Source organism: Devosia sp. Z6_126 (genome assembly GCF_058133495.1).
This window is the reverse complement of record NZ_JBYUNO010000002.1, coordinates 800665-813011: the sequence shown is the minus strand read 5'-3', so window position 1 is coordinate 813011 and position 12347 is coordinate 800665. Positions and strand designations below refer to the sequence as shown.

The following is a 12347-nucleotide window of genomic DNA, read 5'->3' as shown; positions in this document are numbered from 1 at the left end:
CTTGCCTCCTTCGCGCCCGCGGCGCCCTAGAACGGATTGCCGATTTGCGACAGGGTCGGTTGCGCCCGATCCTTGGCCGACAGCACCGCCGCTTCGGGCGCGACCGGCCAGGGGATGTTGAGGGCGGGATCGTTCCACAACAAGCCCTTGTCATGCTCGCGCGAATAGGGCGCGCTGACCTTGTAGAGGATTTCGGTATCAGGCTCGAGCGTGGCAAAGCCATGGGCAAAGCCGATGGGCACGAGGATCTGGTTGCCCTCGGAAGCGGTGAGAACAGCGCTCACATGCTGGCCGAAAGTGGGGGAGGCACGCCGCAGATCCACGGCCACATCGATGATGGCGCCGCGCAGCACCCGCACCAGCTTGGCCTGGGCAAAGGGCGGCGTCTGGAAATGCAGGCCCCGCACCGTGCCCTGGGGCACCGAGAGGGAGTGGTTGTCCTGCACGAAGGGAATATCGATGCCGTGGGCGAGGAGGGCGGCCTGGTTGTAGACTTCGCAGAAAAAGCCCCGCTCATCGGCATGGCGCACGGGCGTGATGATCTTGACGTCTGGGATGGCGAGGCTCTGGATCTGCATAGAGCCGGGCCTCAGCACGCTTCGGCCAGGATCTTGAACAGGTACCGCCCATAATCGCTTTTCCCTAAGGCTTCGGCGCGGCGCTGCAGGGCGCAGTGATCGATATAGCCCATGCGAAAGGCCACTTCCTCGGGGCAGGAAATCTTGACGCCCTGGCGCTTTTCCAGCGTGCCGACGAATTGGGAGGCATCGAGGAGGCTATCGGGGGTGCCGGTATCCAGCCATGCATAGCCGCGCCCCATCAACTCGACCGCGAGCTGGCCGCGCTCGAGATAGGCGCGGTTGACATCGGTGATCTCGAGCTCGCCGCGCGGGGAGGGCGACAGATTGGCGGCAATGTCGACCACTTGGCTGTCGTAGAAATAGAGCCCGGTGACCGCCCAGTTGGACTTGGGCAGGCGCGGCTTTTCCTCGATCGAGAGGGCCTGCATGGCGCCATCGAATTCCACCACACCGTAACGCTCGGGATCGGCCACATGATAGGCAAAGACGGTAGCGCCAGTTGGCCGCGACACCGCGGAGCGCAGCAATTCGGGCAGGCCGTGGCCGTAGAACACGTTGTCGCCCAACACGAGGGCCGAAGGGCCGCCGGCCAAGAACTGCGCACCGATCACAAAGGCTTCGGCGAGACCATTGGGCTGGGGTTGCACGGCATAGTGGAGGGAGAGACCCCACTGCGCACCATCGCCGAGCAAGCGCTGGAAGCTGGCCTGGTCATCGGGGGTGGTGATGAGCAAGATATCGCGGATGCCCGCCAGCATCAGGGTGGCCAGCGGATAATAGATCATCGGTTTGTCGTAGACGGGCATCAGCTGCTTGGAAACGGCCTGGGTCACCGGATAAAGCCGCGTGCCGCTGCCGCCCGCCAGAATGATGCCCTTCATGGTCTTTGGTCCCCAGCGCCCCCGCCTGCAGCAAGGCTGTACGGGCCACCGAGTGGGGTCAATTGAGCCGCGCTAACCAGGAGGAGCGAAGGCGCGCGCCCCCCTACAACAATCTGCTTAGATTGCCGCGCCGGAGGCGCAGAAAAGGCTTGTAAGTCTAAACCCGTAGGACACTATGGGGTGGTGCTGGAGCCGTGCGTCCGGCACGGGCGCGTGGGGCAAGGCGCGCCGCTGGGGGAAGCGCGCATGACCATGTTCAGCCAGGGAGTGCCGGCCGAGGACGCTCCCATCGATGTGCGCGCCATTGTGGGGCTGCTGCGGCGGCAAATGCGGCTGATCCTCCTGATCGCAGCCCTCGTTGCGGGTGGGGCGGTGCTGGTGAGCCTCTTGTTGCAGCCGGTTTATACCGCGAGCGCGCTGGTACAGGTGGATCCGGCGAGCAAGGATCTGCTGAACCCGCAAAATCAGTCGGCCACGGCCGGCAGCGACAATGCGCGGGTGGAAAGCGAAGTGGAGCTGGTGCGCTCCGACCGGGTGCTGCTGCAGGTGATCGAGGACGAGAACCTGCTCGCCGACCCGCAATTTGCGCCAGGGCCGGGGCTGCGGGACAGCATCATGGCCTTTCTGCGCCTGGGACCGCTCGCCCCGGAGGGCCGCGAGGCGCAAGGCGAGGTGCTCAACACGCTGCGCGCGGCGGTGAGTGCGGAGCGGCGGGGCCTGACCTATCTCATTGCCGTCGAGGCGCGCTCGAGCGATCCCGCCGCCGCGGCGCAACTCGCCAATGCGGTGGCCGAGGCCTATATCGAGCAGCAGGTGCGCGGCAAGATCGACAGCACGCTTGTGTCGCGCGACGTGCTGCAGGAGCGCATCAACCAGGGGCGGGCTGCCATCCTTACCAGTGAGGGTGCGTTCGACCAGTTCATTGACGACAACCTTATCCGGATCGATGCCGAGGGCGCGGGAAGCACAATTGCACAGTTGCGTGCGCAGATCGACCAATTGCAGGCGGAGCGGAGCCAGCAAGCGGGCCTGGCGGATCAGCTGTCCCGGCAGGTAGCTTTGGCCGATTGGCAGGGCAGCGCGGAGCTGCTGGGCTCGGATGCGTTGCGCGATCTGGAGCGCGAAAGGGTGGAGATCAGCGCCTCGCTCGCCACGACGGCGCCGGAGTCACCCGCCTTCCCGCAAATGCGCTCGCAACTCGATGAGGTGGAAGGCCGCCTGCAGCAAACCGCGACCGCAGCGCTTGGCACACTGCGCACCCAGATGACCCGGGCCGAGGGCCGCGAACAGGTGCTGCGCCAGCAGATGCGCCAGAATGTGCTAGGCACCCAATTGCCCGCCGACGTGGTCACGGGCATGTATGAACTCCAGCAAGGGGCGGCACTGGCACGACGCCAATATGAAATGCTGCTGGCGCGCGTCCAGGATTTGGATGCACAGGCGTCGCTGCAGGTCGCCGATAGCCGTATCGTGTCGCCCGCACTTGAGCCGACCCGCCCCAGCTTTCCCAACCCGGGGACAACTTTGTTTCTTGCGGCATTTGCGGGGCTGGGGCTCGGCGTCGGCTGCGCCTTTCTTTACGAGAATTTTCTTGGCGGCTTCACCTCCGAGCAGCAAGCCGAGGCGGTGCTGCGCCACCGCGTGGCGGCTGCACTCCCAATGCACAAGCCGGGGCGCCGGGGCATCACGGCGCCGGCCGATGCACTGGTCCATGCGCCCTTGTCGGCGTTCTCGGAAGCGGTGCGCCGCATCCAGGGCTCGATCGACCAGTTCGCCGGCAACACCAAACCCGGCACCAGCGAGATTGTGGTGGTAACCTCCACGCTGCCCGACGAAGGCAAGACCATTGCCGCCCTAGCGCTGGCGCGCTCCTATGCGCTGGCGGGGCGCTTGACCCTCTTGATTGACGGGGATCTGAGAAAGCCCAGTATCCACAAGGCGCTTGACTTGGAGCCATCCGAGGGATTGCTCGACTTCCTGGCTGACAAGAGTGAAAGCCTCAGCATTGCTTCGCTGATCCGCAAAGACCCGCACACTGAATTAACCGTGCTGATGGGCGCCCGGCGCAGCGATATTCCGACGGACCAGCTGGTAGCGGGGGGCGGCTTCCGGCGGTTAATCGAGGCGGCAGCGGAGTCCTTCGAGGTCGTGGTGATCGATTCGCCCCCGCTCGCCCCGGTGGTGGACGGGCTTTATCTGGCGCGCTTTGCCACGGCGGCGATCTTTGTGGTGCGCTGGGCGAGCACGCCACAGACTGATGCCAAGAAGGGGCTCGCCGCGCTCGATGAAGCGGTGCGGCCCGGTGCGCCCGTACTGGTCGTGCTCAACGGAGAGGAGGTGCCGCGCTCGCGCTATGAGGCCCATTATGGCGGCTATTATGTCGATCCGGCTTGAGCCCAATCGTGCCGGTCAGCCCGGGGCGGCAATGTTGCGGGTCTTCGCGTATCTTGATAGAATTACCTAAGTAACGAAACAAGCCGCGCGCGCTTCTCGGACCGGCACTGTTTAGCCAACCGTTTCAGCCGGGTTTTGGTGGCGCGCACGCCGAGGCCATGCCCAATGGGCACTTTGTTCTCAGCACCTGCACCAAGTCAGCCGCAGCGGGGGTTAACGCAAGTTTAATGATTAAGCCGGATCCTCATGCCCTAGCCAAGCCGCCGTCCGAAACGGCCGGAGAACCGGGCATGACGACGCAAGCCCTGAGCAAACGAGAGCGGTTGCCCATTGCGCGAGGCTGGATCGTACTTGGCTTTGTGGCCCTGAGCTGGATCGTGCTGGCGCTTTGCATCATTGGCTTTTGGGCCGTGCTGCAGCTGTTCTTTTAGCCCGACGGGGGTCCCATTCGGTTCCCGCCCAAACGGCGAAACTACGGCATAGCCCGCCCGCAAACAGCGACACTTCTACCGGTACTCTGGCTCTGCTAAGTGATCCCTCACTGTTGCGTGGGGATTGTTGATGCATATTGCTGTTGTGGGAACCGGTTATGTGGGGTTGGTCAGCGGCGCGTGCTTTGCCGATTTTGGCCATACGGTGACCTGCGTTGATCTGAACGAAACCAAGATCGAAGCGCTCAAGCGCGGGGAAATCCCGATTTTCGAACCCGGTCTCGACCAGTTGGTGGTGGATAATGCCGCCGCCGGGCGCCTGCTGTTTACGACGGACCTCGCCGAAGCGGTCAGGGATGCGGATGTGGTGTTCATTGCGGTGGGAACGCCGGCGCGCAATGGCGACGGTCATGCCGACCTCTCCTATGTCTATGCCGCAGCCGCTTCCATCGCCCAGGCGGTGACGGGCTTTACCGTCGTTGTCACCAAATCCACCGTGCCGGTGGGTACGGGCGACGAGGTCGAGCGCATTATCCGCGAGACCAATCCAAATGCGGATGTCGTGGTGGTGTCCAACCCCGAGTTCTTGCGTGAAGGGGCGGCGATCCATGATTTCAAGCTGCCCGACCGCATCGTCATCGGCATCGAGGACGAGCGGGCCCGCGAGCCGATGACCGAGGTTTATCGCCCGCTTTACCTCAACCAGGGGCCGCTGATGTTCACGGGTCGGCGCACCTCCGAGCTGATCAAATACGCCGCCAATGCGTTTCTGGCGATGAAGATCACCTTCATCAACGAGATGGCCGATCTCTGCGAAAAGGTCGGCGCCAATGTGCAGGACGTCGCGCGCGGCATGGGGCTCGACAACCGGATCGGCACCAAGTTTCTCCATGCCGGACCGGGCTATGGTGGCTCGTGCTTTCCCAAGGACACGTCGGCCCTCGCCAAGTCCGGCCAGGACCACGAGGCGCCCTTGCGGCTGGTGGAAACCACTATCGCCATCAATGACGGGCGCAAGCGCGCCATGGGGCGCAAGGTGATCGCGGCGATGGGTGGGGAAGTGCGCGGCAAGACTGTGGCAGTGCTGGGCCTGACCTTCAAGCCCAATACCGACGACATGCGCGACGCGCCATCGCTCTCCATCGTGCAGTCACTGCTCGATGCGGGCGCCAAGATCCGCGCCTATGACCCCGAGGGCATGGAAGCGGCCAAGGCGATGATGCCCGACATCCATTATGCGCGGGATGCCTATGACGCGGCAGACGGCGCCGATTGCCTGGTGCTGGTGACGGAGTGGAGCGAGTTCCGCTCGCTCGATCTCGAGCGGCTCAAGGGGACGATGAACGCCCATACCCTTGTGGACCTGCGCAATGTGTATCGCGGCAAGGAAGTGGAAGCGGCCGGCTTCCGCTATGCGAGTGTCGGGCGCCCCTAAGGGCGCCCGCACGGGCCTATTCGGCGGCCAGTGGCTGCTGCTCGATGGTGTCGCGGAAAAACGCGATGGTCTTTTCCAGACCCTCGCGCAGCGCCACATTCGGCTCCCAGCCCAGCACGTCGCGTGCCTTGCTGATATCGGGCTTGCGCTGCTTGGGGTCATCCACCGGCAGATCGGTGTACACGACCTTGGAGCCTGAATTGGTCAGCTCCACCACAAGCTCGGCCAGTTGGCCAATGGTGAACTCCACCGGATTGCCGGTATTGATCGGGCCGGTGACCTCCGGTCCCGTATTCATCATGCGGTGCATGGCTTCAACGAGATCGCTGACATAGCAGAACGAGCGGGTCTGGTTGCCGGTCCCGTAAACGGTGATCGGCTTGCCCTGCAGCGCCTGGACGATGAAATTGGACACGACGCGACCATCGGCCGGGTGCATGTTGGGGCCATAGGTGTTGAAGATGCGGATCACCTTGATCTGCACATCGTGCTGGCGGTGATAATCAAAGAACAGGGTTTCGGCGCAGCGCTTGCCTTCGTCATAGCAGGAGCGCGGGCCGATCGGGTTTACATGACCCCAATAGCCTTCGTGCTGGGGATGCACTTCCGGATCGCCATAGACTTCCGAGGTGGAGGCCTGCAGCACCGGCACCCGCAGGCGCTTGGCGAGCCCGAGCATGTTGATGGCGCCCATGACGCTGGTCTTGGTGGTCTGCACTGGATCGAACTGGTAGTGCACCGGCGAAGCGGGACAGGCCAGGTTGTAGATCTGGTCCACTTCCACATAAAGCGGGAAGGTCACGTCGTGGCGCATGAACTCGAAGCGCTTGTTGTCGAGCAGGGCTTCGATGTTGCGGCGCCGGCCGGTAAAGAGATTGTCGACGCACAGCACTTCATTGCCTTCGTCGAGCAGTTTTGCGCAAAGATGCGAGCCGATGAACCCGGCGCCACCCGTGACCAAAATGCGCTTGCTCATGCAGACTCCGTCAAATTCAAGGTTTGTAGCTTGCGCGTAAAGCCTCCGGGCAGCGCCAGCAAGGACTTTTGCGTGTCGCGGGCCGCGCGCGAGTTCAGCGTCGCACGCGGCGGCTAAGCGAACTGGCTGAAACGGCGAGGAGAATAATGCCACCGACAAGGATCTGCCGCACATAGCTATCGACGCTGAGCTGGGTGAGACCGTTGTCTAGGATACCGAGGATCAGCACGCCGACGATGGTGTAGAGCAGGCGCGGCTCGCCGTGCTCCGAAAGGGTGGAGCCCAGAAACACCGCGGCAATGGCGTTGAGCATAAGCCCGCTGCCCTGGGTCGGGTTGGCGGAAGCGACGCGGCTGGCATACATGATGCCGGCGAGGGCCGCCGAGCCCCCAGTGAGGGCAAAGGCGATGAGCTTGAGCTTGCGCACGGCCACGCCGCTGAGATGGGCCGCCTCCATATTGCCGCCCATGGCGTACAGCCGGCGGCCAAAAGTGGTCTGCTCGAGGAGGACCCAGGCCAGCGCGGCCACGGCAATGGCGAGGAGCGTAAGGTTCGGGATGGCGATGGCAACGCCGCCCCATTCACCCAGCGGCAGGCCGCCGCGGGCGAAATCGCCGAACTCGGTAGGGATCGCGCGGCCCGAAATGGTCTTGCCGCCGCTGACGACGAAAGCGGCGCCCGACAGCATGGTGAGGGTGGCAAGGGTCGCGACAAAGGGGAGGATGCCGACATAGGCGATCAGCGCGCCGTTGATCGCCCCACCCACGACGCCGACGAGGAGGCCAATGCCCACGGCGGCCCAGATCGGCACGCCAAAGGTGAACAGAATGGCGACCACAATGCCGGCGAGGCTCGCCATCGAGCCGACGCTGAGGTCGAAATCGCCCATCACCATGACAACAGTCATGCCGGCGGCGACCACGATCAGCATGCTCATCTGCTGGCTGATGTTGAGCCAGTTGCGGGCAGACATGAAGGTGTCCGGCAGCAGGACCCAGAAGGTGACGAGGATCAGCGCGAAGCCAAGGAGGGTGCCATAGCGGCGAAGGAGGGTGAGCATCGAATTATCCTGTGGCGCGGCCGTAGCAGAGATTGAGCAGCTTTTCCTCGTCGAGCGCTGAGGCGGGGAGGATGTCGCTGATGGCGCCCTCGCGCATCACGGCGATGCGGTCGGCCATGCCCAAAAGCTCGGGCAGGTCGGAGGAGACCAGCACCACGCCCATGCCACGGGCGGTCATGGCGCGAATGATGGCATAGATGTCGAACTTGGCGCCGACATCGACACCGCGGGTGGGCTCGTCAAGCAGCAGGAGGCGCGGATTGCCCACCAGCGCCTTGGCAAAAATGACCTTCTGCTGGTTGCCGCCGCTGAGCTCCTGCGCCCGCTGCCGGGGCCCGGCGGCTTTGAGGCGCACAAGTTCCCCTTGCTGGGCGGCCAGCGCCATTTCGTGGCGCGGGGTGAGGAAAGTGCCCCAGCGGCTATGGTCGGCCAGATGGGGCAGGGTGGTGTTCTCGAAAATGGGGCGGCTGAGGACGAGGCCTTCGGAGCGCCGCTCGCGCGGGATATAGCTGACCCCGGCGCGCCAGGCGTCGGCGGGACTGCGGGGGCGATAAGGGGCGCCATCGAGGCGCATGGTGCCGCCACTCGCCGCAAGATCGCCAAACAGGGTGCGCAGCAATTCGCGCTGGCCGGCATTGGCGATGCCCGCGATCCCCAGCACTTCCCCGGCATGGACCGCAAAGCTCAGCGGCTTGCCGCCGCGCGGGGTGAGCGCCTCGGCGGCGAGCACCACGGCTTCCCCCGGGGCGGTGGTGCGCGGCGGATAGGCCTCTTCGACGCGGCGGCCGATCATCAGGGAAACGAGATCGTCATGGGTGATATCGGCAATGCGGCCGGTATCGATGCTGCGCCCATCGCGGATCACCGTGGCCATGTCGCAGATGGCCATGACCTCATCGAGCCGGTGGGAAACGTACAGCACGGCAGCGCCCCGGGCGCGCAGCTGGCGCAGCACGGTGAAGAGGCGCTCGGATTCGCCCCGGCTAAGGGCGGCGGTAGGCTCGTCGAGCACATAAAGGCGGGCGGGCGCGTTGGCCTCGCCGATGAAGGCGGCGGAGATGCGCACCAGCATCTGGTCGCCCAGCGAGAGGCGCCCGAGCGGGGTGGCGGGATCGAGATGGGTGATGCCGAGGAGCGCGAGGGTTTCGCTTGCGGCCTGGTTGAGGCGCCGCCAATCTACAAAGGCACCGGCGCGGCGCGGATAGGGGCGCCCCAGAAAGATGTTTTCCGCCACCGACAGCGCCGGCACGACATTGAATTCCTGGTGGATGAACCGAAAGCCCAGCCGATAGGCTTCACGCGGGCTGCCGATGCGGATCGACGCGCCGTCGAGCAGGATCTCTGCGGTGTCGGGGGCAACGACGCCGGCGAGGATCTTGATCAGGGTGGATTTGCCCGCCCCGTTCTCGCCCATCAGCGCATGGATTTCCCCGGCGCCGAGATCGAGATCGACGCCGCGCAGGGCGGGCACGCCGCCATAGGCCTTGGCGACGCCGCGCAACCGCAACAGGGGCAGGGAGGAGGGAACCGGCGGCGCTGGGTCGCCGGGCAGGGGATGGCTCAGCGTTTATTCCTCGCCCACATTGGCCGAGGTGATGAGCTTGGAGGGCACATAGATGACGCCCTGGACAATCTCTTCGCCCGCCAGCACGCGCTCGACGGCGTCCGCGGCGGCGGTGCCGATGCCGGCAAAATCCTGGGCGACGGTGGCTTCAAAATTGCCGCCGGCGCGGATGGCGTCGCGCGCCTGGGGATTGGCGTCGATGCCGGTCACGACAATGCCTTCACCCTCGCGCCCGGCCGCCTCGATGGCCTGCAGCGCGCCCAGCGCCGGCTGGTCCCAGGCGGCCCAGACCGCCTTGATGCTGCCCGGCTCGGGATTGGCGGCAAGGATCGCTTCCATCTTGGCGCGCGAATCGGCAATGCCGCCATCGGACACATCGGGGGTGACGCGATCGAGCACGGTGATATCGGGGAAGTTGCCGAACACCGCATCGGCCACGACGCCGCGCACCTGGACCGGCGGGAAGGCTTCAAAGACGAACATGACGATGTTGCCCTCGCCATCGATCCGGTCAGCGACATAGGCGGCGGTTTCGGCGGCCATGGCGTAGCCATTGCTCGTGACATTGGTGACGAGCAGCGGATCGGAGCCCGCATCCATGCCGATCACCGGAATGCCGGCATCCTCGGCGGCGCGCAGGCCCGCAGTCACCTGGGTCGGATCGACATTGAGCACGATGGCATCAACGTTCTGGTTGACCATGTCTTCCATGCGGCTGATCACGGCCGCGACGTCGCCGGCGGTGTCGATCACATTGACGTCCCAATCCTTGCCTTCTGCGGCCGCCTCAAAGGCTTCCACATAGAACTGCGTGCCGGGCTGGGCGAGATAGGGGGTGATCACCGCGATCTTGGATTGGGCGAGGGCAGCGCCCGCGCCAAGGCTGGCGGCAAGCAAAACAGTGCCGGCGAGCAGGCGCCGCGTCGTGGCCCGGGTAATGGTCATGTGCTGGTGTCCCCCAATGCGGCGGGCCGCAAGGGCCCGCGCGTGTTTCCTTTTTCTCGCCGGCACCATATGGGAGAGCCCAGAGATCGGCTAGAGTTTTGAGGACCGGCGCGTGGCGAAAAGCACACTTATCGGCGTGGATGTGGGGACAACCGCCACCAAGGCCGTGCTGATCGGGCAAGGGGGCGAGCGGCTGGCGGCGTTTTCGCAGGCGCACCCGACCCACCGCCCGCAACCAGGCCATGCCGAGCAGGACCCGCGCGACTGGATGGCCGGCGTGCTTGCCGCGCTCGAGCGCTTTGCCGCCGAACATGATTTGAGCGGGTTGCAGGCGATCGGCATCTGCAGCCAGGTCAACACCCACGTCTTCGTCGATGGCGCAGGAGAGCCGCTCCTGCCCGCGATCACCTGGCAGGATACGCGCACCGCCCCCGATGCGGCCGCGCTCGAGGCGCAGGTAACGCCAGAGCAGAAGCTCGCCTGGTTTGGCGGCCCGGTGCCGATCGATGCCAGCCATGCTCTGTCACGCATGGCCTATGTCCGGCGCGTCGATCCCGCGCTTTATGCCCGGACAGCGCATGTGCTGCTGCCCAAGGATTTCTGCGTGCTGCAGCTGACTGGAGCCGTGGTGAGCGATCCCGTTTCGGCCGTGGGCATGGTCAATGAGCAGGGCTATGTCGCTGATCTGCTCGATCTCGTGCCCGGCGCCGCTGCCAAGCTGCCGCCGCTGGCGAGCTTTACCACCGTAGCCGGACGGGTGCGGGCCGGGCTGCCCTGTGCGGGCACCCCGGTGGTCGTGGGCGCCATGGATGCCTGGGGCGGCATGTTCGGCGTCGGGGTCGTGGGCAATGGCGATGCGATGTATCAAAGTGGCACCAGCGAGATTGCCGGGATCGTGTCCGCAACCGTGGTGCCTACCCCCGGGGTGATCCTGTTTCCGCCCTATGAGGGGATCGTCATGCATGCCGCGCCCACGCAAATGGGCGGCGCGGCGCTGGGGTGGTTTGCCGGAGTGCTGGGGCGCAGCCCGGCCGAGACCGCGGCGCTGGCAGAAAGTGCGAAGGGAACGGTGCCGCTGTTTTTGCCGCATCTGCAGGGGGAACGGGCGCCGCTTTGGGACGGGCAAACCCGGGGCGTCTTTGCCCGGCTCGATCCGAGTGCAGGTGCGCCCGAAATGGCGCGCGGCGTGCTTGAAGGTGTGGCCTATGCGGTGCGGCTGGCTTTTGATGCGCTGCGCCAATCGAGCGCCGTGGAGCCCGAGGTCATCAATATTGGCGGGGGCGGCGCCCAATCGGACCTTTGGTGCCAAATCCGTGCCGATGTGCTGGAAACGCCCCTGCGCCGCTGCGTGGCGCCCGAATCGGCAGCGCTGGGCGCCGCGATTCTGGCGGGGCAATCGCAGGACGCGAGCACGCCGCTCGCCGAAGTCGTGCGTCGGCTGGTGCGGTTCGACCGGGTGTTCGAGCCGGATCGGGGGATGGCGGATTACCATGCTGCGCGCCTGGGGCAGTACCGGCGGCTTTATGAGGATTTACGCGGGTTCAATAGCGGGTTTGAGGGGCGTGCCCCGGTTTCGTAGTCTCAGTGACGGGGTGGGGTGGTGCGGTGGGTCACTGATGGACCCCCACCCCCGGCCCCTCCCCTCAAGGGGGAGGGGAGGCATGAGCCAGGAGGATTGTTCTTGTGGAACAGCCTTAAAGCGCGGGGGTGGTACCCAGACCGAGTGCCCCGATGCACACCCTCCCCCTTGAGGGGAGGGATGGGGTGGGGGTTCAGGCCCGTCCACGAGGTGGGTGGTTGCTTAAGCCCTCGAAATCGGGGGCGCTCCACACAAAACTCCACTCGCGCCCCGACGCCTGCACCCCCACCCTAGCCCTCCCCTCAAGGGGGAGGGGACGGTTCGCGTTTGTGAAGGGGCCGGTGTGTGTTTGCAGCCCTGAACTCTTTTGTTCTTCAGTCTCAATGTCGGCAGTCTAGCCTCCCTCCCCCTTGAGGGGAGGGCTGGGGAGGGGGTGTTTCTGGTGATCACTGATGGGCCCCCACCCCCGGCATGAGCACCTCTATCTGTGCAATTGCCCGC

10 protein-coding genes are annotated in these 12347 nt (G+C 65.2%); 4 read left to right on the top strand and 6 right to left on the bottom strand.

Annotation, left to right across the window (positions count from 1 at the left end):
* Positions 1-26 precede the first annotated feature (26 nt).
* Positions 27-578 carry a dTDP-4-dehydrorhamnose 3,5-epimerase gene (rfbC, locus tag AC3YOG_RS11040; protein ID WP_489935094.1) on the bottom strand — a complete coding sequence of 184 codons (552 nt, stop codon included), beginning with the start codon at positions 576-578 and terminating at the stop codon, positions 27-29.
* Between the two features lie 11 nt (positions 579-589).
* On the bottom strand, positions 590-1462 hold the full coding sequence (gene rfbA, locus AC3YOG_RS11035; RefSeq protein ID WP_489935093.1) for a glucose-1-phosphate thymidylyltransferase RfbA: 873 nt from the start codon (positions 1460-1462) through the stop codon (positions 590-592).
* A 246-nt stretch (positions 1463-1708) separates the two neighbouring features.
* Here rfbA and AC3YOG_RS11030 point away from each other — a divergent pair, with 246 nt between their 5' ends.
* The 3 genes from AC3YOG_RS11030 to AC3YOG_RS11020 all read left to right on the top strand — a co-directional run bounded on the left by AC3YOG_RS11030 (position 1709) and on the right by AC3YOG_RS11020 (position 5722).
* The gene (locus AC3YOG_RS11030; RefSeq protein WP_489935092.1) at positions 1709-3856 is read left to right on the top strand and encodes a GumC family protein; all 2148 of its coding nucleotides are present in this window, start codon (positions 1709-1711) and stop codon (positions 3854-3856) included.
* Between the two features lie 290 nt (positions 3857-4146).
* A complete protein-coding gene (locus tag AC3YOG_RS11025; protein ID WP_164854759.1) occupies positions 4147-4287 on the top strand; it encodes a hypothetical protein in 141 nt (46 codons plus the stop codon).
* 130 nt (positions 4288-4417) lie between these two features.
* Complete coding sequence (locus tag AC3YOG_RS11020; protein ID WP_489935091.1) at positions 4418-5722, top strand: UDP-glucose dehydrogenase family protein; 1305 nt, start codon at positions 4418-4420, stop codon at positions 5720-5722.
* 16 nt (positions 5723-5738) lie between these two features.
* Here the strand turns inward: AC3YOG_RS11020 and AC3YOG_RS11015 are convergent, their stop codons facing one another.
* The 4 genes from AC3YOG_RS11015 to AC3YOG_RS11000 all read right to left on the bottom strand — a co-directional run bounded on the left by AC3YOG_RS11015 (position 5739) and on the right by AC3YOG_RS11000 (position 10267).
* Positions 5739-6698 carry a UDP-glucuronic acid decarboxylase family protein gene (locus tag AC3YOG_RS11015; protein ID WP_489935090.1) on the bottom strand — a complete coding sequence of 320 codons (960 nt, stop codon included), beginning with the start codon at positions 6696-6698 and terminating at the stop codon, positions 5739-5741.
* A gap of 94 nt (positions 6699-6792) precedes the next feature.
* Positions 6793-7758 (bottom strand): ABC transporter permease, encoded by a 966-nt coding sequence (locus AC3YOG_RS11010; RefSeq protein WP_489935089.1) that lies wholly within the window; start codon positions 7756-7758, stop codon positions 6793-6795.
* Between the two features lie 4 nt (positions 7759-7762).
* Positions 7763-9265, bottom strand: coding sequence for a sugar ABC transporter ATP-binding protein (locus AC3YOG_RS11005; RefSeq protein WP_489935088.1), 1503 nt, complete (start codon positions 9263-9265; stop codon positions 7763-7765).
* Positions 9266-9325: 60 nt separating this feature from the next.
* Complete coding sequence (locus tag AC3YOG_RS11000) at positions 9326-10267, bottom strand: substrate-binding domain-containing protein (protein ID WP_489935087.1); 942 nt, start codon at positions 10265-10267, stop codon at positions 9326-9328.
* A 112-nt stretch (positions 10268-10379) separates the two neighbouring features.
* Between AC3YOG_RS11000 and AC3YOG_RS10995 the strand changes: the two genes are divergently transcribed.
* Positions 10380-11846 (top strand): xylulokinase, encoded by a 1467-nt coding sequence (locus AC3YOG_RS10995; RefSeq protein WP_489935086.1) that lies wholly within the window; start codon positions 10380-10382, stop codon positions 11844-11846.
* The last annotated feature ends 501 nt before the right edge of the window (positions 11847-12347 follow it).

Bases quoted from the DNA above. Each gene is read 5' to 3' on its own strand.
- AC3YOG_RS11020 (WP_489935091.1), top strand. From the start codon at position 4,418: ATGCATATTGCTGTTGTGGGAACCGGTTATGTGGGGTTGGTCAGCGGC.
- AC3YOG_RS11010 (WP_489935089.1), bottom strand. From the start codon at position 7,758: ATGCTCACCCTCCTTCGCCGCTATGGCACCCTCCTTGGCTTCGCGCTG.
- rfbA (WP_489935093.1), bottom strand. From the start codon at position 1,462: ATGAAGGGCATCATTCTGGCGGGCGGCAGCGGCACGCGGCTTTATCCG.
- AC3YOG_RS11000 (WP_489935087.1), bottom strand. From the start codon at position 10,267: ATGACCATTACCCGGGCCACGACGCGGCGCCTGCTCGCCGGCACTGTT.
- rfbC (WP_489935094.1), bottom strand. From the start codon at position 578: ATGCAGATCCAGAGCCTCGCCATCCCAGACGTCAAGATCATCACGCCC.
- AC3YOG_RS11015 (WP_489935090.1), bottom strand. From the start codon at position 6,698: ATGAGCAAGCGCATTTTGGTCACGGGTGGCGCCGGGTTCATCGGCTCG.
- AC3YOG_RS11025 (WP_164854759.1), top strand. From the start codon at position 4,147: ATGACGACGCAAGCCCTGAGCAAACGAGAGCGGTTGCCCATTGCGCGA.
- AC3YOG_RS11030 (WP_489935092.1), top strand. From the start codon at position 1,709: ATGACCATGTTCAGCCAGGGAGTGCCGGCCGAGGACGCTCCCATCGAT.